At 70.9% G+C, this 17,035-nt stretch carries 23 protein-coding genes; 10 read left to right on the forward strand and 13 right to left on the reverse strand.

Going from position 1 to position 17,035, the window contains the following annotated elements:
- The first annotated feature begins 7 nt into the window (after window positions 1-7).
- Entirely contained in the window at window positions 8-640 is a 633-nt protein-coding gene (locus tag AB0N68_RS00980; protein WP_259951455.1) for a DUF4166 domain-containing protein, read from the forward strand.
- Window positions 637-1,623, forward strand: coding sequence for an epimerase (locus AB0N68_RS00985; RefSeq protein ID WP_280565691.1), 987 nt, complete (start codon window positions 637-639; stop codon window positions 1,621-1,623). Before AB0N68_RS00980 ends, AB0N68_RS00985 begins: the two co-directional genes overlap by 4 nt.
- A 20-nt stretch (window positions 1,624-1,643) precedes the next feature.
- Here AB0N68_RS00985 and AB0N68_RS00990 read toward each other — a convergent pair whose 3' ends face one another.
- The 6 genes from AB0N68_RS00990 to AB0N68_RS01015 are packed head-to-tail and all read right to left on the reverse strand — an operon-like array spanning window position 1,644 to window position 5,618.
- Window positions 1,644-2,447 carry a MerR family transcriptional regulator gene (locus AB0N68_RS00990; RefSeq protein WP_259951453.1) on the reverse strand — a complete coding sequence of 268 codons (804 nt, stop codon included), beginning with the start codon at window positions 2,445-2,447 and terminating at the stop codon, window positions 1,644-1,646.
- Window positions 2,437-2,979 (reverse strand): VOC family protein, encoded by a 543-nt coding sequence (locus tag AB0N68_RS00995; protein WP_280565690.1) that lies wholly within the window; start codon window positions 2,977-2,979, stop codon window positions 2,437-2,439. The genes AB0N68_RS00990 and AB0N68_RS00995 overlap by 11 nt, the downstream gene beginning before the upstream one ends.
- A 33-nt stretch (window positions 2,980-3,012) precedes the next feature.
- Entirely contained in the window at window positions 3,013-3,957 is a 945-nt protein-coding gene (locus AB0N68_RS01000) for a DUF1214 domain-containing protein (protein ID WP_259951451.1), read from the reverse strand.
- A 33-nt stretch (window positions 3,958-3,990) separates the two neighbouring features.
- Window positions 3,991-4,377, reverse strand: a complete 387-nt coding sequence (locus AB0N68_RS01005) for a PLDc N-terminal domain-containing protein (RefSeq protein WP_259951450.1) — start codon at window positions 4,375-4,377, stop codon at window positions 3,991-3,993.
- Between the two features lie 39 nt (window positions 4,378-4,416).
- Window positions 4,417-5,346, reverse strand: a complete 930-nt coding sequence (locus AB0N68_RS01010; protein WP_268776770.1) for an aldo/keto reductase — start codon at window positions 5,344-5,346, stop codon at window positions 4,417-4,419.
- Window positions 5,347-5,399: 53 nt separating this feature from the next.
- Entirely contained in the window at window positions 5,400-5,618 is a 219-nt protein-coding gene (locus AB0N68_RS01015) for a helix-turn-helix domain-containing protein (RefSeq protein WP_280565688.1), read from the reverse strand.
- A 94-nt stretch (window positions 5,619-5,712) separates the two neighbouring features.
- Here AB0N68_RS01015 and AB0N68_RS01020 point away from each other — a divergent pair, with 94 nt between their 5' ends.
- Genes AB0N68_RS01020 through AB0N68_RS01030 form a run of 3 tightly spaced genes read left to right on the forward strand, consistent with a single transcriptional unit; the run spans window position 5,713 to window position 7,142 of the window.
- Entirely contained in the window at window positions 5,713-6,084 is a 372-nt protein-coding gene (locus AB0N68_RS01020; protein WP_280565687.1) for a helix-turn-helix domain-containing protein, read from the forward strand.
- A gap of 24 nt (window positions 6,085-6,108) precedes the next feature.
- Complete coding sequence (locus AB0N68_RS01025) at window positions 6,109-6,501, forward strand: ImmA/IrrE family metallo-endopeptidase (protein ID WP_187662038.1); 393 nt, start codon at window positions 6,109-6,111, stop codon at window positions 6,499-6,501.
- A 38-nt stretch (window positions 6,502-6,539) separates the two neighbouring features.
- Window positions 6,540-7,142 (forward strand): GNAT family N-acetyltransferase, encoded by a 603-nt coding sequence (locus AB0N68_RS01030; RefSeq protein WP_187662039.1) that lies wholly within the window; start codon window positions 6,540-6,542, stop codon window positions 7,140-7,142.
- 24 nt (window positions 7,143-7,166) lie between these two features.
- Here AB0N68_RS01030 and AB0N68_RS01035 read toward each other — a convergent pair whose 3' ends face one another.
- Window positions 7,167-7,373: a hypothetical protein gene (locus tag AB0N68_RS01035; protein ID WP_025105563.1), complete on the reverse strand. Its 207-nt coding sequence runs from the start codon at window positions 7,371-7,373 to the stop codon at window positions 7,167-7,169.
- 88 nt (window positions 7,374-7,461) lie between these two features.
- Between AB0N68_RS01035 and AB0N68_RS01040 the strand changes: the two genes are divergently transcribed.
- Window positions 7,462-8,073 (forward strand): flavodoxin family protein, encoded by a 612-nt coding sequence (locus AB0N68_RS01040; RefSeq protein WP_280565684.1) that lies wholly within the window; start codon window positions 7,462-7,464, stop codon window positions 8,071-8,073.
- A gap of 9 nt (window positions 8,074-8,082) precedes the next feature.
- Here the strand turns inward: AB0N68_RS01040 and AB0N68_RS01045 are convergent, their stop codons facing one another.
- From AB0N68_RS01045 to galU, 4 genes are all read right to left on the reverse strand, one after another.
- A complete protein-coding gene (locus AB0N68_RS01045) occupies window positions 8,083-8,394 on the reverse strand; it encodes a DUF7882 family protein (protein WP_187662041.1) in 312 nt (103 codons plus the stop codon).
- Between the two features lie 94 nt (window positions 8,395-8,488).
- The gene (locus tag AB0N68_RS01050; protein WP_187662042.1) at window positions 8,489-9,343 is read right to left on the reverse strand and encodes a hypothetical protein; all 855 of its coding nucleotides are present in this window, start codon (window positions 9,341-9,343) and stop codon (window positions 8,489-8,491) included.
- A gap of 81 nt (window positions 9,344-9,424) precedes the next feature.
- Window positions 9,425-10,036 (reverse strand): GNAT family N-acetyltransferase, encoded by a 612-nt coding sequence (locus AB0N68_RS01055; RefSeq protein WP_187664199.1) that lies wholly within the window; start codon window positions 10,034-10,036, stop codon window positions 9,425-9,427.
- 45 nt (window positions 10,037-10,081) lie between these two features.
- Window positions 10,082-10,969: a UTP--glucose-1-phosphate uridylyltransferase GalU gene (galU, locus tag AB0N68_RS01060; RefSeq protein WP_187662043.1), complete on the reverse strand. Its 888-nt coding sequence runs from the start codon at window positions 10,967-10,969 to the stop codon at window positions 10,082-10,084.
- A 40-nt stretch (window positions 10,970-11,009) separates the two neighbouring features.
- Here galU and AB0N68_RS01065 point away from each other — a divergent pair, with 40 nt between their 5' ends.
- From AB0N68_RS01065 to mscL, 3 genes are read left to right on the forward strand one after another with little or no spacing between them, the layout of a single operon-like run.
- A complete protein-coding gene (locus tag AB0N68_RS01065; RefSeq protein ID WP_187662044.1) occupies window positions 11,010-11,606 on the forward strand; it encodes a 5-formyltetrahydrofolate cyclo-ligase in 597 nt (198 codons plus the stop codon).
- Window positions 11,607-11,621: 15 nt separating this feature from the next.
- A complete protein-coding gene (locus AB0N68_RS01070) occupies window positions 11,622-11,894 on the forward strand; it encodes an FmdB family zinc ribbon protein (RefSeq protein ID WP_025105556.1) in 273 nt (90 codons plus the stop codon).
- A gap of 24 nt (window positions 11,895-11,918) precedes the next feature.
- Window positions 11,919-12,350, forward strand: a complete 432-nt coding sequence (mscL, locus tag AB0N68_RS01075) for a large conductance mechanosensitive channel protein MscL (protein ID WP_259951442.1) — start codon at window positions 11,919-11,921, stop codon at window positions 12,348-12,350.
- A gap of 71 nt (window positions 12,351-12,421) precedes the next feature.
- On the opposite strand, the gene AB0N68_RS01080 is transcribed toward mscL, so the two are convergent.
- Together AB0N68_RS01080 and AB0N68_RS01085 are read right to left on the reverse strand one after the other, a co-directional pair.
- A complete protein-coding gene (locus tag AB0N68_RS01080; RefSeq protein ID WP_280565680.1) occupies window positions 12,422-12,619 on the reverse strand; it encodes a hypothetical protein in 198 nt (65 codons plus the stop codon).
- Window positions 12,612-16,292 carry an AAA family ATPase gene (locus AB0N68_RS01085; RefSeq protein WP_232089062.1) on the reverse strand — a complete coding sequence of 1,227 codons (3,681 nt, stop codon included), beginning with the start codon at window positions 16,290-16,292 and terminating at the stop codon, window positions 12,612-12,614. Before AB0N68_RS01085 ends, AB0N68_RS01080 begins: the two co-directional genes overlap by 8 nt.
- A 227-nt stretch (window positions 16,293-16,519) precedes the next feature.
- On the opposite strand from AB0N68_RS01085, the gene AB0N68_RS01090 reads away from it, so the two are divergent.
- A complete protein-coding gene (locus AB0N68_RS01090; protein WP_187662048.1) occupies window positions 16,520-17,032 on the forward strand; it encodes a methylated-DNA--[protein]-cysteine S-methyltransferase in 513 nt (170 codons plus the stop codon).
- Window positions 17,033-17,035: the final 3 nt, after the last annotated feature.

Raw genomic sequence — 17,035 nt, forward strand, 5'->3', positions numbered from 1 at the left:
TCGAAGCGTGACGCCCGTGCCGCAGTCCCCGTACGCGAGGGCTCTCGGCGCGCGTCTCACCGAGCTGCACCCCCGGCTGCGGGCCTACTTCCAGGCGGTCCCCGACGGGATGGTCGGCGTCGGCGAAGGGACGTTCCAGCGCGTCGGCACGCCCCGCCGGGCCCTCTGGCCCCTGCTCCGCCGCCTCGAACGACGCGGGGTGATCGCCGCCCGCTGGGAGCGCGACGTGCCGTTCCGCATCGAGAACCGCACCATCGCCTCCCGGGCGATCGCCGAGCGCACCTTCCGATTCGCGGGCGGGCCGTGGGTGATGCGCGATGCCGTGGCCCCGACCAGGCACGGCCGCATCGTCGACGAGCTCGGCGAGCCCGGCCTGGTCGTGGCCTGCTTCGACGTGGAGCCCCGTGCCGGCGCCCTGCACCTGACGAGTCGCGCGGTGGGCATCCGCGTCGGGCGCTTCCGGCTCCGCATCCCGCGGGTCGTGGCCCCTGTCGTCCGGCTCGTCGAGCGCTGGGACGAGGAGGCCGAGCGGCAGCGCGTGCGGCTGACCGTGGATGCGCCGCTCCTCGGGCGCCTCTACGAGTACCGCGGCGACTTCAGCTACATCCTGGAACCGGATCGGAAGGACGACGACGCATGAGCACGGACCGGGTGGTCATCGGCGGAGCGACGGGCTTCATGGGACGGTATCTCGCTGCGCGTCTGCGGGATGCCGGGCGCGAGGTCGTCACGATCTCCCGCTCCGGCAGCGACCTGTCCTGGGGCGACCAGGACGGCATCGATGCCGCCGTCGACGGGTCGTCCCTCGTGATCGGCCTCGCGGGCAAGAGCGTGAACTGCCGGTACACGCCGCGCAACCGGGCCGAGATCTTCCGCTCCCGACTGGACACGACCGCAGCCCTGAGCCGCGCGATCTCCCGCGCCGCCACTCCGCCGCCGCTGTGGGTCAACTCCTCCACGGCCACCATCTACCGACATGCCGAGGACCGGCCGATGACGGAGTCATCCGGCGAGATCGGCACCGGCTTCTCGGTCGAGGTCGCCAAGGCGTGGGAGCGCGCGCTCTTCGCCGACGCGCTGCCCGGCACCCGTCGCGTGGCTCTCCGCAGCGCCATCGTCCTCGGCGACGGCGGCGTGCTGGAACCGCTCCGCACGCTCGCCCGACTGGGCCTCGGCGGCCCGCAGTACGACGGGTTCTGGCCGGTCGGCCCCGCGCGCCGGGCCGCCGGGACCGCACACCTCCCCGGCGCCCGTCGCGGTCGGCAGCGCTTCAGCTGGATCCACATCGAGGATGTGGCGCGCATCATCGAGTTCCTCGAGGAGACCCCGGCGCTGGAGGGCCCGGTCAACGCCGCTTCGCCGCACCCCGTCGACAACGCCGCCTTCATGGCCACGGTGCGCCGGGTGCTGGGGGCGAAGGTCGGCCCGCCGATGCCGCGCTGGATGCTCGAGCTCGGCGCGATCGGCATCCGCACCGAGACCGAGCTCGTGTTGAAGAGCCGCTGGATCCTGCCCGAGAAGCTCACCGCCGCCGGCTTCACCTTCCGCTACCCCGACCTGGAAGAGGCCGTCCGCGCCTCGTTCGCCGTCGCCGACGTGAGCTCCGGACCGCGCGCGGCCTGATCCCGACGGGCGGAGCGGGGTCACCGCCAGGTCGCGGACTCCGGGTCGACGCCGTGACGCCGGGCCTCGGCCTCGATGCTGCGCCGGAACCACTCCGCCAGCCCCGGGCGGATGCCGTCGTAGTGCGCCGCGTAGCCGGGGTCCGTGGTGAACAGCCGGCCGAGGATGACCTGCATCTCCCTGGTCAGCGGGAAGTAGGCCGAGAAGACCGCGCGGTGCCGCTCGACGAGCGCGTCGGCGTCCGCCGTCCCCGGAGCCGCACCGGCATCCATCGCCGTCGCGAGGGCCGACTCCACCTCCCGCATCGCGTCCGCGACGGCCTGCCATTCCCCCGCATCGCGCGCGGCGGATCGCTCCGCGTACTGCTGCCACTGCACCGTGTCGCCCCAGCGACGGCGCGCATCGAGAGGCCAGGCCGGGTTCCAGTCCGGCCCGAAGACTGCGCGTTGTTCGCCCTCGCTCAGCATCAGACCGCGCTCGTGGGCGGACACCATCCGCTCCAGATCGGCCTGCAGAGCGGTCAGACGTGCGATCCGGGCCGCGAGTTCCCCCTGCTGCGTGCGCAGCGCGGTGAGGATGTCCGTGGCCGGATCGTCCAGCAGCCGACGGATCGCGTCGAGACCGAGACCGAGCTCTCGATAGACGACGATCCGCCGCAGGCGCTCCTGATCGACGTCCGTGTACACCCTGTATCCCGCCGACGAACGCGCGGACGGGCGAGCCAGGCCGATGTCGTCCCAGTGATGCAGCGTCCGCACCGTCACTCCGGCGAGCGCCGCGGCCCGACCGACGGTCAGGTCCGCGGTGCCGCTGTCATCCGGCATCCGCTCCTCCTCCGCTGTCCGCCGGGTCCGCGGGCGGACGGATACCCATCTGCGCGAGGGTGGCCGCCTCGACGCTCCCCGGCTCGTAGGGCTTCGCCGCCGTGAAGACGACACGCACCTTCTCAGGGGTCGCGATCTCCACATCCCGCGTGTTCCAGGGCGTGTCGATCGGCTCCCCGACGGCGCCGGGATCCCACGCCCGGCAGGCCTCGACGAGCGGGTCGATCTGGCCGAGCACGCACGCGAAACTGACCCGCAAGTCCGGCACGGCCTCCTGTTCAGTCTCCGCCGGCACGAGCAGCACGTCCTGGAAGGCCCACCGCCGGAGGTGGACGATCCGCCCCGGCACCCCGAAGAGCTCGAAGAACCCCAGGCCCCGCGTCCAGAACTCGACCGAGGCGGCGAGATCCGTCGTGGGGACGGTGATGAAAGCGGGCATCCCGTAGATGCCCCGGAACAGCTCCGGTGCGACCGTGTCGGGCCCGGGCGTCGGCACCGGGCTCATCTCGAAGGCGTTGTAGTGATCAGTCATGACTCCACGGTCGCGCCTCACGCCGCGTCAGGGTCAAGCCGATTCCTGGAGCGTCGGGAACGTCCAGCTGCCGTCGAGCACCTCGGGACGGGGGCGATAGAGCCGGACCAGGTAGTTCCAGCCCTCCGTGATCGGCAGGACGTTCGGCAGGCCTTCCGGGTGGTCGCCGAAGCGGACGGTGAGCGTGCCGTCGTCGTTGCGGACGCCGGTGATGTCGTTGATCGTGTAGGCGTCGCGATCGTTCGGCTCGAAGAAGCCGTCCGCGTTGTACACCGAGATCGACCAGAAGCCGTCGACGGGGACCTCGCCGACCGTGAGCTCGTACCGCCCCACCGGCAGACGCGGGTCGACGCCGATGTAGCTCGCCTCGGACGAGGGAAGCCCTCCCCAGCCCGCCGCCGTGCCGATGAGGTGCCGCACCGGGTCGACCTCGTCCGCGCTGCCGAACATGCGGTCGAAGCCCCGGAGGTTCCGGGCCAACGCGAGCAGCGCCCGGCGGGTCTCGTCGAGGCTGACGGTGTCGTAGTCCGGCATGGCGAACGGCGTGGCCGCCCCGCTGCGCAGGGCGATGCGGTCCTGGAGGGCGGTCACCGCCGCCACATCGGTCGGGTCGGTGGGGTCGACAAGGATGCGCACCGCGAGCACGACGTACGGCGTCCCGAACTGCGCCGTCGTGAGGGTGTGCTCGCCCGCCTCGTGGAAGATCGCATCCACGTAGTGATGCTCGTTGACGACCATCGCCGAGAGGTAGCGGTCGCCGTGCTCCGGGATCGTGAAGGCGGCTCCCTCGCTGATGTCCAGGACGGCGAAGCTGTAGAGCGTGTCCCGGTTCAGCCGGATCACGGTCTGCCGGTCGATCGCGGCCGGAGCCCTGTTGTGCAGGAACCGATCCACACCCCCGGCCTCCTTCTGGAGGTCGCGCATCATGCGGTGTGTCTCGGCGAGGGCGAAGTTGTCGACGTTCACGAGGATGCTCATGACGGCATCCTGACAGCCCGGAGCGGTCGATCGCTAGGACTGCGGGAGGGCGTCGTCTCCGCGTTCGCGACGGCGCTTCTCGATCTCCTCGCGCAGCCGCCACTCCTCGATCTCGCGGTCGAGGTCCGCGATCTGCTGCTCGGTCGAACGGGTGTCCACCGACGGCGCGGGCCGTGCGACGGTGGCCGTCGGGGCGGACGGACGCTCGGCTCGCCGCATCCGCGGGAGGGGGACGCCGGCCTCCCCGTACTCCCGGCCGATCGCGAACCACAGCGCGCTGCCGATCAACGGCAGGAGGATCACGATGATGATCCAGACCATCTTCGGCAGGTACTTCACCTGCGAGTCGTCGCGCGTGATGATGTCGATCAGTGCACCGATCATCAGCGCGATGACCAGGAGCGAGAACAGGAACGGCATGGGATCAGGGTAGACGACGCGCGGGCCGGAGCGGAGGGATCACGGCAGCAGGTGCCCCGCGGCGCGGAAGAGCTCGTACCACTCGGCCCGGGTGAGCACGACATCCGCCCCGGCCGCGGCCTCCTGGACGCGGTGCGGTGTCGTCGTCCCGAGGACCACCTGCATCCCGGCGGGGTGACGGGTGATCCACGCGGTGGCGATCGCCGTCGGCGTCACTCCGTGGACCCCCGCCAGGCGCTCGATCACGGCGTTGAGCTCGGGGTAGTCCGGGTGCCCGAGGAAGACCCCGCCACCGAAGCCGCTCTGGTACGGCGACCACGCCTGCACGGTGATGCCGTGGATCCGGCAGTAGTCGACGATGCCGCCGCCGTCCCGTCCGATGCTCTGGTCGTGGCCCGCCATGTTCGCGGCCACGGGCTGCGCGATGATCGGCGCGTGTGTGAGGGACAGCTGCAGCTGGTTCGCGACCAGGGGCTGCCCCACCGCGGTCTTCAGCAGCTCGATCTGCGAGGGCGTGTGGTTGGACACCCCGAACGCCCGCACCTTGCCCGAGGACTCGAGATGATCGAAGGCGCGCGCCACCTCGTCCGGCTCGATCAGGGCGTCCGGCCGGTGCAGCAGGAGCACGTCGATGCGGTCCGTGCGGAGGGCCGCGAGCGAGCCTTCGACCTGCGCGATGATGTGGTCGTAGGAGAAGTCGAACATGCCCTGCGCCGGCACGATGCCGCACTTGGTCTGCAGCACGACCTCGTCCCGCTCCGTGGCGCTGAGCTGGAGGGCATCGGCGAATCGCGCTTCGCAGCGGTGCATCTGCCCGCCGTAGATGTCCGCGTGGTCGAAGAAGTCGATGCCCGCGTCGCGGGCGGTCGCGTACAGGTCGCGGATCTGCTCGTCGTCGAGGCTGTCGATGCGCATCATCCCGGCGATCAGGGCCGGAGCGGTCGTCGATCCGAAGGAAACGGTCTTCATGCGCCCACGCTACTTCATCGCATCGCCCGGTCCGAGGCGCGAGCGGACATCGTCTACGGCGCGCAGGGAAGCAGCCGCGTGACGGGGACGCCGAGGACCGTCGCGACCCCCGCCAGATCCTCCATCGTGAAGTCCGCGCGCTCTTCGAGAAGGTCGGTCAGCGCGGCCGGCGCGATTCCGGCCCGCTCCGAGAGCTCGATGAACGACACTCCGGCGTGCAGGCGCGCAGCCTCCACCGCCGATGCCACCAGATGACGCAGTTCTGTCCCCATGCGCCTACGGTACCGCCACGCACGGACACTCGTCCGGTCACGAGAGACCAATATGACGGCATCCTGCTCTCGGCCCGCTGCTAAGGTGAGCCGGATGAAGACACCAGCCGAGGAGTTCAACGAGGCGGTCGGCCGTCAGATGCGGGCGGAGATCGCGGCGGCACGAAGCAGCATCGCCGCCATGGCACGCGACGTGGGCATCGCCCGGAGCGCGCTGGACAACTACGTGACCGGCAAGCGCGCGATCCCGGTGCCCGTCGTCTACGCGGTGTGCGCCACGCTGGGAGTCGAGCCGCACATCCTCGTCGCCCGGGCCGAGGAGCGTCTGGCCGCCGACGGCACGTCGGCGATCGTCACTCCCCTCCGGCGCCGCGCCGATGTCGCCACCCCACGCGATAATGCCCGCGAGGTCGCCTTCGAATCCGGATCCACCGGCGAGACGGACACCGACGACCTCTACGAGTAGACGACACCGATCGGACGGAGGCCCATGCAGCAGCTCCTCCGTCTGGCCGACGACCTCGGGCTTCGCGTGGTCGAGCGCCCCGGGCCCACACCCGGCGGCTTCCAACCCGCCACCCGGACGATCCGGCTCGCTCCGGGGATGAGCAGGCGCACCGCCCGCAGCGTGCTCGCCCACGAACTCGGTCACGCCCACCTCGGCCACCTGCCCACACGGCACCCCGCCTTTCGCGCTCGGCAGGAGCGGCAGGCCGATGAGTGGGCCGCGCGACGGCTGATCACGCCGTCGGCCTACGCGGCGGCGGAGCAGCTGCGCGGCACACATCTGGCCAGCCTCGCCTTCGAGCTGGACGTGACGATCGAGATCGTCCTCGCGTTCCAGCGCGTGCTGAGCCGGGAGCACCTGGCCGTCCCCGCCTGAGGGCCGGGCGCAGCGCCCGACGCTGGTTGAATGACCTCATGGCCTTCCACGTCGCCCCCGCCCCCGTCACTCTCACCGGTGAGCTCGTCGAGCTCCGCCCTCTCGACCGGTCGCACGTCGACGGGCTCGTCGAAGCGGTCACCGAGGGCGACCTGTGGAAGACGGCCTGGTACACCTCTGTTCCGGCACCCGATGGAGTCGCCGCCGAGGTCGACCGGCGCCTGGGCCTCGTCGCCACCGGCGAGATGGTGCCGTTCACGGCCTTCGACGCCGCCGGTCGCGTGCTGGGGCTCACCTCGTACTACGACATCGTCGCCGACGTCCCCCGGCTGCACATCGGATACACCTGGAACCGCCCGTCCGCCCACGGCACGGGTACCAACGCGGAATCGAAGCTGCTGCTCCTCCGCCACGCCTTCGAGACGCTCGGGGTCTTCCGGGTCGGGCTGACGACCCAGTGGGTGAACTTCCAGTCGCGCGCCGCGATCGAGCGACTGGGCGCGAAGCAGGACGGCGTGATGCGGGCCATGAGCCGCTACCGCAACGGCGCGCTCCGGGACAGCGTGGAGTACTCCATCATCGAGCCGGAGTGGCCGGCGGTGCGGGCGAACCTCGAAGCGAGGCTCGCCCGGCGACGGTGAGCGCGGGGCGCAGCCCCGCGGCGATCACTCGGTCGGGCTGCCGGTCCAGTTCTTGGAGCGACGCGTGGCGGAACCGCGCTGACGCATCGCGAACCCGAGGGCCAGCGAGACGAGCAGGATGCCGCCGACGAAGGTGAGCGCGGCGAGCGTGTCCGGCATCTCGTGCGCGATCCCCAGCAGCCAGAAGCCTCCGAGGAACATGATCATGAAGAAGAGGAAGCTGAGGATCACGGGATCTCCTGTCGTCGGTGCTCTACCAGGATAGCCCGGACCCGGAAAGGCCCTGTGCCGCCGCCCGGATCTCTGGTGGGGTCGGAGCATGAACACTCCACTCACCGCCGTCGCGATCTCCTGCACGCTCAAGCCCTCCCCCGCGTCGTCGAGCTCGGATCTGCTCGCGCGTCAGCTCCTCGATGCCCTCGCCGAGCACGGCGTGACGGGCGACCTCGTCCGAGCGGTCGACGTCGACATCCGACCCGGCGTCGAGAAGGACATGGGTGACGGCGACCAGTGGCCGACCCTGCGACAGCGCGTCCTCGACGCCGACATCCTCGTGTTCGTCACGCCCACGTGGATGGGACAGCACTCGAGCGTCGCCCAGCGCGTGCTGGAGCGCCTCGACGCCGAGCTCAGCGAGACGGACGAGCAGGGCCGCCCGATCCTGTTCGACAAGGTCGCCATCGCCGGCGTGCTCGGGAACGAGGACGGCGCTCACCACATCTCCGCGATCCTCTTCCAGGCGCTGAACGACATCGGGTACACGATCCCCGCGCAGACCTCGGTCTACTGGAACGGCGAGGCCATGCAGGCCGTGGACTACAAGGACCTCGACGAGACTCCGGAGGCCGTGAGCTCCGCGATCACGACGGCAGCCCGGAACGCGGCGCACCTCGCGCAGCAGCTCGCCACACAGGCGTACCCCGCCGAGTAGCGGAGGCGCTCAGTCGGCCGGGCCGTCGATGACCTCGTCCACGAGGCTGATGCCCCCCGACGAGCTCGCCTCGACCATGAGGGCTTGGACCCACTTCACGTTCAGCTCCGGCGTCTCCGGCTCGCCGAAGGTGAAGCGCAGCGGGATCGACGGATGCAGCCAGATCGTCGAGCGCCCCGGCACATCCCCGTCGGGGTGCTTCCAGGACAGCGTGAAGCTCTCGTTCCGACGGAGTTTGGTCGCGATCGCGACCTTCAGATGGGCCAGGGCGCGGTCCTCGATCTGGATCTCGCTGCCGGAGCCGTACTGCATGGTTCCCATCCCACGACTTTACGGCCCCGAGCGGCGCTGACGCGAGGAGCGACACTCTCCCGCATCCGGTATCAGCGGTGGAGACCCGCGCTCACCGCAGCCGTCAACCGGCGGCCCGGCGCTGCAGAAGCCGGCGCACGTGCTCCTCGATCTCGGCGTCGTCGACGAATCCCATACGTGCGTACGGCGATTCCGTCGATGCCGCCGGGAGGGTGACCGGCGCCGGCGGCGCCATCTCCTCGGCACGGGCACGGAGCGCGGCCACTCGGGCGGCCTTGCGGCGCTCCTCCTGCGCATCGATCTCGGCGCGAGCCGCCTGTGCGCGGGATCCTGTGACCGACACCATCGGCTCCGGAAGCGGACGCGGAGTCCAGGTGGCGGGGCCCTGGTCGTGCAGGACCGGGGCCTCTCTCCTCTCGACGGTCTCGACCGCCGCGGCCTGCGGCCGACGGGCGGCGCGCACCGCGACCGACGCCATCCGCTGCAGGACCATGGTCGCCACGAGCGCCGTGGCTCCACCGCTCCAGAGGAGCACGGCGCCCCCGGTGGCGAGGAGCTGCCAGATGCCGAGACCGACGGCGACGAGTCCGAGCACGAGCGCGCCGGTCGCCGCCAGACGCACGCGGCGGCGGGCGCGGGCCTGACGGATCACGGGATCGGCGCGGGTCGCAGCGAGCTCCTGGCGGAGCGCTTCGAGCTCTGCGGCCTCCCGCTCGGCCTGCAACCGCTTCGCGAGCTTCTGCTGCGCGACGACGGTGCGGGCGTTGAGTTCCATGTGCACCTCGCCGGGAGTCTCACTCGTCTCGGCGAGGATCCGCAGCGCCTGATTCAGCCGCACGGCGTTGCGCTCAGCGGCGTTGTACTGGAAGCGGCCACGCCAGGAGGGCAGGAGATACAGCATCCACAGGAGCACGGCGACGAGCACGATCACTCCCCCACTCAGCACCGGCCCGTCCATAGGTCAACGGTAACGGCGGCGGACCGGCCGCGCCGTGCAGTCGGGGCGCGTGTCGCGGCGAGTCCTCCCGCGACGGGGGCGTCAGAGGGTGAGACGGTCCGCCGGCGGGATCGTCGCCGCCTGCGGCGGCACCTGTCCGTGGATCCACCGGGCGAGGACACCCTGCGGAACCTCCTCCTGCGTGAGGGCGAAGGCGTAGTGATCACGCCAGTCCCCGTCGATGTGGATGTACCGGCGGCGCAGCCCCTCGTATCGGAAGCCGAGCTTCTGCACGACCCGCAGACTCGCGGCGTTCTCGGGGCGGATGCAGATCTCCATCCGATGCAGCCCGTACTCCGTGAAACAGGCGTCCGTGGCGAGCGCGACCGCGGTCGGGGTGATCCCCCGACCCGCGAACCGCTCACTCACCCAGTAGCCGATCGTCGCCGAGCACAGCGAGCCCCGGGCGACGCCCCAGACGTTCAGCTGTCCGGCGACCTCGCCGTCGTACTCCATCACGAACGGGTAGCCGCCGCCGTCCCGATACTGCTGGAGCAGGCGACGGATGCTGACCCGCATGTCGAAGGAGACCGCTCCGTGCGGGATGGTCGCCTCCCACGGCTGCAGCCACGCGCGATTGGCGAGCAGCTCCTGCTGCAGAGGCCGCGCGTCCTTCGTCCGGATGAGACGCAGCTCGACCGGTCCGTGCCGCATCCCCGTCGACAGCTCCACGCCGCACCTCCGACGACCGCGAGGCGCCTAGAGGCGCTCCGCGAAGTCCTTGAGCCAGGGGCGGAGCTCGGAGCCCAGGTCGTCACGGTCGGCCGCGAGCTGCACGATCGCCTTGATGTAGTCCACGCGGTCACCGGTGTCGTAGCGGCGGCCTCCGAAGACGACGCCGACCACGCCGGGTCCGCCGTCCGCCGTCGCCAGCTCCTGGAGCGCGTCGGTGAGCTGGATCTCGCCGCCCTTTCCGGGTTCGGTGCGCTCGAGGATCTCGAAGACCGACGCCGGGAGCACGTAGCGACCGATGATCGCGAGGTTGGAGGGGGCGTCCTCCTTGGCGGGCTTCTCGACGAGGCCCGTGACACGAACGGCGTCCGAGCCCTCGATCGCCTCGACGGCGGCCGCACCGTACATGTGGATGTTGTCCGGGTCGACCTCCATGAGGGCGATGACGGCGGCACCCGTGCGCTCGTGCTCCGCGATCATCTCCGTGAGCAGCGGGTCGCGCTCGTCGATGAGGTCGTCACCGAGCAGCACCGCGAACGAGCTGTCGCCGACGTGCGTCCGAGCGCGGAGCACGGCGTGGCCGAGACCCTTGGGCTCGCCCTGGCGGACGAAGTGGATGTCGGCGAGGTCGCTCGACTTCATCACGCGCTCCAGGCGACCGGTGTCGCCCTTCTCCATGAGCTTCACCTCGAGCTCCGGCACGGAGTCGAAGTGGTTGGAGATGGCGTTCTTGTTGCGCCCGATGATCACGAGGATGTCCTCGATCCCGGCGTTCGCCGCCTCCTCGACGACGTACTGGATCGCCGGCTTGTCGACGACGGGGAGCATCTCCTTCGGCATCGCCTTCGTCGCGGGCAGGAATCGTGTCCCCAGCCCGGCAGCGGGAATGACAGCCTTGATCTTCTCGTGAGCCATTCCCACAGCCTACCGGTGGGGGCCGCCCTAGACTCGGACCATGGCTAACGACGTCGAGCACGCCAAGCGAGCCCTCCGCGCGGAGCTGCGCGAGCGGCGTCAGCTGCTGTCCGATCCGCAGCGCGAGGCCGCTGCCGAGGCGATCGGCGAACGCCTCGACGCCCTCGTCGACGAGCTCGGGGCCCGCTCCGTCTCCTGCTTCCTCTCCACCACCACGGAGCCGGGCACCAGGGAGTTCGTGACTCGCGCGGTCCGCCGCGGGATCCGGGTCCTCCTCCCGGTCACCCGCTCCGACGGACTGCTGGACTGGGCCGTCGCCGACGACACCGAGGAGATCGCGGAGGGCCTGTACGGGCTGCCGGAGCCCACCGGCGAGGTGCTCGGTCCGATCGCGGTGAACGACGTCGACCTGATGATCGTCCCCGCCGCCGCCGTCGACCGCTCGGGGATGCGGATGGGCTGGGGCCGCGGCTACTTCGACAAGACCATCGGCTCCATGGAGAAATGCCCTCCGGTGTACGCGGTGATCTATGATTCCGAGGTACTCGACGAACTGCCGCGTGAGGTGCACGACCAGCCGGTCGACGGCATCGTGACCCCGTCGCAGACGCTGCATCTGTCGCCCCGGCGACGCTGACCCGCAAGGACCGCCATGCCCACCTACGCCTATGCCTGCACCGCGTGCGGGCACCAGTTCGACGCCGTCCAGAGCTTCTCCGACGACGCGCTCACGGTCTGCCCCGAGTGCGGCGGCGCCCTGCGCAAGCAGTACGGCTCGATCGGCGTGACCTTCAACGGCTCCGGCTTCTATCGCACGGACTCGCGCGCCAAATCCGGGGGTTCGAAGGATGCTTCGGCATCATCGAAGTCGGATTCGACGACGAGCGCCAAACCGGCTGCTGCGTCGACTCCCGCCTCGAACTGAGGCCCAGTCGACTTGGGGGTTTCCATGCTCAAAGGTTTCAAGGACTTCCTGCTCCGCGGGAACGTCATCGATCTGGCCGTCGCGGTCGTCATCGGCACCGCCTTCACGGCCGTCGTGACGGCCGTGGTGAACAGCATCATCAACCCGCTCATCGCGCTCTTCCTCAAGGCCGATGCCGCCGGCAAGTTCGGCATCCCTGTCACCAACATCTACGGCGAAGAGGTCGTCTTCCCGATCGGCGACCTCATCTCGGCGCTCATCAGCTTCCTCGCCGTCGCCGCGGTGGTCTACTTCGTCTTCGTCCTGCCGATGAACACGTTCAAGGCCCACGTCGAGGCGCGCAAGGGCACGCCGGCCGAGGAGCCGGAGGAGGAGCCGGCCGCCGCGACCGAGGCGGAGCTGCTCGTCGAGATCCGCGATCTGCTCAAGACCCAGCAGGGCCCGCGCGGCGTCTGACCGCACCGCCCTCACGACCCACGGCTCTCCTCGGAGGGCCGTGGGTCTTCCTTTTTCCGGGGGCGGACGCGTCAGTAATGCGGGGGCACGTCGCGGAGGAGCTGGTCGTCGTTGGGACCCTTCCGGTCGCCGGGCGCCGACCGCTGCGGCGCGCCGCCCTCCGGGACCTCCGGTGCCGGATCGCTGCCATCGACCGGCGTCAGCCGCGCCCGCCGGGAGCCCGACACCCGGACGACCCGCTGCCGCGGCTCGTCCCGGCCCTCAGTCATTCCGGTGATCGCCGAGATCGAGGGGCTGCGTGTCGTTCTCCGCGCGCGGGGCCGTCTCCGAGATGCCGAGCACCGTCGCGATCCGGGACGCCACGGTGCGCGGGTCGCTGTAGAGGTCGAACGCGTGCACGCGGACGTAGTGCCAGCCGAGGCGACGGAGCACATGAGGGCGCAGCCGCAGCGTCTCGCGCAGGGATTCTCCCCGGGACTCCGGATCGGACTCGATCACGACCGCCTTGCCGTTGTGCTGCGCCACGAGCGGCAGGAGTCCCCGATAGTCGACGTCGACGGAAGCCCCGAGACGCCGGAGCTCCCTGGCCAGTGCGAGGGTGAGCGGGTCGGCCAGGTCCTCCAGTCGCGCGTCGCGGGCACGGGCCGCGAGACCGCCGAGGATCGACATGAGCGTGGCCGCGCCGTGCTCGAGGCGCCCGTCGTCGAACGCCGAGGGGCGGATGGACGAGACGATGACCATCGAGCGCCGTGCGCGGGTCATCCCGACGGTCAGGAGCCGCTCGCCGTCGGGCGTCGACAGATCGCCGAAGTCGCTGAGGACACGGCCGTGCTTCGTGAGCCCGAAGCCGAGGGAGAAGATGACACGGTCGCGGCTCTCCGCGACGGACTCCTCGAGGGTGAGTACCGCGAACGGCTCCGCGGTGTCGCGGGCGACGAAGTCGGCGACGTCGGAGCGTCCCGCGAAGGCGGCGGTCACGGCGGCGCGCACGCGCTCGGCATGGCGGGTGCTGGCGGTGACGACCATGAGCGATTCGGTCGGGCGGTGCACCGCATGCTCGACGACGAGGGTGACGACGCGGGCGACCTCGGCGTCCGGGCTCTCGACGGCCCCCGAGACGGGGTCGGGCGCGCCGGTACCGCCTTCGACGTAGTCGACGGTGAGGCTGCCGCGCCCCAGGTACGAACCGGCCCACGGGAGGGAGACGATCTCGCCGCCGTAGAACGCGTCGTTGATGAGCTCCGCGAGATCCTCGCCGCCGGCCCGGTAGCTGCGAGTCAGGGTCATCACCGGGAACAGCTCGGACAGGCGCTCGAAGACCGAGACGTCATCGAACGGGACCTCCTCCTCCCACTCCTCGGCGGGGTCGACCGCGATGCGGAAGGGAGAGGGACGCTGCGTGACCGGATCGCCGAACGCCACGACCTGACGGGCGCGGCGGATGGCCGGAGCCGCCTCGGCGAGGTTGATGGCCGCGGCGTCGACGAGGAGCACGGTGTCGAACTCCACCGCATCCGGGATCTCCGGCACCAGGTAGGGCGACGAGATCCAGACCGGAGCCAGCACGTCGACGAGGGTCGGCGCGGCGCTGACGACCTCCGCGGCCGTCGTCGCGGACTGGGTCAGGGCGCGGCGGAGGTTCTGCGACTGCTCGGGCTCGTCGACGATGGCGATGCGCCACTGGTTCGCGAGCTGCCACGCGAGCAGCGGCCCTGCCATGGCCGCATGGGCCTCGTCCACCAGCCGGAAATCGCGCTCGAGGCGGTCGACCACGGCGGTGTTCGCGCCGAGCAGCGCCCGGTTGTCCTGCAGTGCGCGCTCCAGGAGGGACTGCCACCAGGCGTACTCGAGCTCCTCCCCCACCCGCGCCTCGGAGACGTGCCGCACCGAGAGCTCGGTCAGCAGCGGCTCCAGGCCGAGGAGGGCGAGCTCGTCGCGCAGCTGGGCCCGCTCGACGAGGTTCTCGAAGACGTCCGACTTCGCGGCGAGGCCGGCGAGCATGCGCACGAGCCGTGCGACCGGCAGGGACGAGAGGGGCTCGCGGCGGCCGAGGGCGGCATCGAGCTCCGCCAACTCCGCTTCGACCCGCTGCCATGCGGAGGACACATCGGCCAGACCGAGCGGGATCTCCGGAGCGACGCCCGCCTCCACGTACCGCTGCCACTGGGTGCGCTGGGTCTGGATGCGCAGCAGCGCCTCGTGCATCTCCGTCACGTGCACGCCCGGGCGGACGTATTCCTTGGCCAGGCGACGAAGTCGACGACGATTGGCCCCCGACATCCCTGGCGCGTCCCGTCGCGAACCGTGGGCCTGGATGAGCTCCCCGAGCGGCCGCTCGAACACGGTGGGACTGAAGCGGTCGAGCGTGTCGCGGATGCCCTCCAGCAGCCCGAGGTACTCGCCGAGTTCGTCGATCGTCGAGAAGGGCCGCATGTGCGTCTGCGCGATGAGCTCGTACCCGCGCTCGAGCAGGGCGGGCACGCTGTCGGCGTGCAGGCGTCCGGCGAGCTCGTGCGCGGCGCGGGCCGCCTCGGTGCTGCCGAAGGTGACGCCGTACCAGGGCGAGTCGTTCGGCCCGACGCGGAATTCTCCGAGGCGCGCGGCCTGCGCCAGCGCCGCGGCCGCGTCCGTGCGGTCCCTTGCCAGCCTGCGCAGCGCATCCACGCTCAACCGCGCTGTCGTCGACGGGGGGACGGGAAGCGAGGCGAGCCGGGTGAGGTGTCGGGTCGCATCCAGCACGGAGGCGTCGAGACCGGGGACGGGGACGGTCAGCGCGTCGCGGTAGTCGCGCAGCACCGTGCGCAGCCGCACCAGCGCGTCGTCGACCTCGCTGACCTTCGGAGCCGTCGCCTTCTCGTTGCGTCCGATCGCGCGGACGAGATCGCGGCGCAGGCTCCCCGGCGACACCGCGAGGCTGTCCAGCCCGATACCGGCGAGGCGATGACGAACACCGTCGAGCGTGGACCGCCGGGCCGAGACGACGAGGACCTTCTTCCCGGCGCGGACCAGCTCCCCGAGCGCGTTGATGACGGTCTGCGTCCCTCCGGTGCCCGGAAGGGTCGCCACGGTGAGGGAGTGCCCGGCGGCGATGCGGGCCAGCACGGCCTCCTGCTCCGCATCCGCATCGAGCAGCAGGTTGTCCGAGGCGGGCGCACGGTCGTCGGGCCCGACGTGGTGCGGGACGGCGCGGGGTGCCGTGACCTGCTCACGATCGCCGACGTGGCCGCCGAGCGCGTTGAGGACGGGATGATCGAGGCTGCCGCCGTCCTGGGCCATGGCGCCGGCGACGTCGGCGAAGGTGGAGACGACGAGTCGCGGTTCGACGGAGAACGTCTCGATGGATCGGGTCAGCGCGCGCAGGCTGTCGATCACGGGCTGGGGCTTGAAGATGCCGCCGTCGTACGCGAGTGCGGCGAGCGCTGACGCATCGAGGGTCAGCCCGAAGTGCTCGCGGGCGACCCGCACGAGCTCCGGGTTCACCTCGAACGCCCCCTGCAGCTTGAGCTCGAAATCGGTGTGATGGCGGCGGATCGCGAGCGGCCGCAGCAGGACGGGGGCGGCGAAGGTCGCCCCGCCGATGCGCCACCGTGCTACGCCGACGGCGAGGTGGACCGCTTCGATGCCGCGGACGGTGCGCAGCTCGGTGTTCTTGGCCGTGATGCGCTCGGCGGCGAGCCGCGCGGTGCGCAGACCCACCTCATCGCGGAAGAGGTTGGACAGGAGCGTCGACTTGCCGGTGATGAACTGCGGGAGGCTGCCGGGGTGCGCCTTGGAGATGTCGATGCCCGACTCCGGGCCGTCGCGGAAGCTGCTCAACGGCGAAGGCCCACCCAGATCAGCCGCCTCCGCCCGCAGCCGCGTGCGCTCCGCCTCCGCGGCGTGCGCGATGCCGACGCCGGTGGACGAGTCGCGCAGGTCGCCGAGGGACACAGCGTTGTCCACCGCCGTGTTGTTCGCAGACCTGCTTTCCCGTCGCCACACACTGACACCCTAGGCGCGACACCGCCGGAGATCGGTATCCCCGGCGGGTTTCCGGTGAAAAACCGCCGGTGCGGCACTCGCTCGGACTACTCCTGCCCGCATGGTCGTGCGCTCTCGTTGTCCACGGAACGCGCGACGGACCCGGCGACCGGTTCTCCGCTGTCGACCCGGACGGTCAGGATGAGGACATGACCTTCCGCTACGACTTCGCTCCGACGCCCTTCGGCGACGCCCTCGCGGTCTTCTCCGACGACGGCATCGTGCGCTTCGATCTGTCCGAGTCCGCGGATCCGCAGGTGCCCTGGCTGCTGGAGGGCGTGTCTCGGCAGCTCGGCGCCGTCCCGGAGCCCGTGCCCGGAGCTGCCGACGAGCTCGTCCCGCTCCTGGAGGCGTACTTCGACGGAGAGCCCGTGCGCTTCGACGAGCATGTCGCTCTCGACTGGCGCCTCGTGGACGGCTTCCACCGGGCGGCGCTGCGCACCGTCTGCGAGATCCCGTGGGGACAGACACTGAGCTACGGGGAGGTCGCGGTCCTCGCCGGCCACCCCGGAGCGGCCAGGGCCGTCGGCACCGCCTGTCGGCTCACACCGTTCTCCCTCATCGTGCCCGTGCACCGGGTGGTGCGGTCCGACGGCTCCGCAGGGCACTACGGCGGCCACCCGGAACGGAAGAGGTTCCTGCTGGACCTCGAGTCCCGGTGAGTC

Origin of the sequence: Microbacterium meiriae, assembly GCF_040685015.1 — a bacterium.
GTDB classification, from domain to species: Bacteria; Actinomycetota; Actinomycetes; order Actinomycetales; family Microbacteriaceae; genus Microbacterium; species Microbacterium meiriae.

Coding starts and splice junctions, on each gene's coding strand:
- galU (WP_187662043.1), bottom strand. CDS start 10,969: ATGGCTCACGAGAAGATCAAGGCTGTCATTCCCGCTGCCGGGCTGGGG.
- AB0N68_RS01070 (WP_025105556.1), top strand. CDS start 11,622: ATGCCCACCTACGCCTATGCCTGCACCGCGTGCGGGCACCAGTTCGAC.
- AB0N68_RS01005 (WP_259951450.1), bottom strand. CDS start 4,377: ATGCCGTTCCTGTTCTCGCTCCTGGTCATCGCGCTGATGATCGGTGCA.
- AB0N68_RS01020 (WP_280565687.1), top strand. CDS start 5,713: ATGAAGACACCAGCCGAGGAGTTCAACGAGGCGGTCGGCCGTCAGATG.
- AB0N68_RS01000 (WP_259951451.1), bottom strand. CDS start 3,957: ATGAGCATCCTCGTGAACGTCGACAACTTCGCCCTCGCCGAGACACAC.
- AB0N68_RS01010 (WP_268776770.1), bottom strand. CDS start 5,346: ATGAAGACCGTTTCCTTCGGATCGACGACCGCTCCGGCCCTGATCGCC.
- AB0N68_RS01090 (WP_187662048.1), top strand. CDS start 16,520: ATGACCTTCCGCTACGACTTCGCTCCGACGCCCTTCGGCGACGCCCTC.
- AB0N68_RS00995 (WP_280565690.1), bottom strand. CDS start 2,979: ATGACTGATCACTACAACGCCTTCGAGATGAGCCCGGTGCCGACGCCC.
- AB0N68_RS00990 (WP_259951453.1), bottom strand. CDS start 2,447: ATGCCGGATGACAGCGGCACCGCGGACCTGACCGTCGGTCGGGCCGCG.
- AB0N68_RS01065 (WP_187662044.1), top strand. CDS start 11,010: ATGGCTAACGACGTCGAGCACGCCAAGCGAGCCCTCCGCGCGGAGCTG.
- AB0N68_RS01080 (WP_280565680.1), bottom strand. CDS start 12,619: ATGACTGAGGGCCGGGACGAGCCGCGGCAGCGGGTCGTCCGGGTGTCG.
- AB0N68_RS01045 (WP_187662041.1), bottom strand. CDS start 8,394: ATGGGAACCATGCAGTACGGCTCCGGCAGCGAGATCCAGATCGAGGAC.
- mscL (WP_259951442.1), top strand. CDS start 11,919: ATGCTCAAAGGTTTCAAGGACTTCCTGCTCCGCGGGAACGTCATCGAT.
- AB0N68_RS00985 (WP_280565691.1), top strand. CDS start 637: ATGAGCACGGACCGGGTGGTCATCGGCGGAGCGACGGGCTTCATGGGA.
- AB0N68_RS01015 (WP_280565688.1), bottom strand. CDS start 5,618: ATGGGGACAGAACTGCGTCATCTGGTGGCATCGGCGGTGGAGGCTGCG.
- AB0N68_RS01030 (WP_187662039.1), top strand. CDS start 6,540: ATGGCCTTCCACGTCGCCCCCGCCCCCGTCACTCTCACCGGTGAGCTC.
- AB0N68_RS01055 (WP_187664199.1), bottom strand. CDS start 10,036: ATGCGGCACGGACCGGTCGAGCTGCGTCTCATCCGGACGAAGGACGCG.
- AB0N68_RS01050 (WP_187662042.1), bottom strand. CDS start 9,343: ATGGACGGGCCGGTGCTGAGTGGGGGAGTGATCGTGCTCGTCGCCGTG.
- AB0N68_RS01025 (WP_187662038.1), top strand. CDS start 6,109: ATGCAGCAGCTCCTCCGTCTGGCCGACGACCTCGGGCTTCGCGTGGTC.
- AB0N68_RS01040 (WP_280565684.1), top strand. CDS start 7,462: ATGAACACTCCACTCACCGCCGTCGCGATCTCCTGCACGCTCAAGCCC.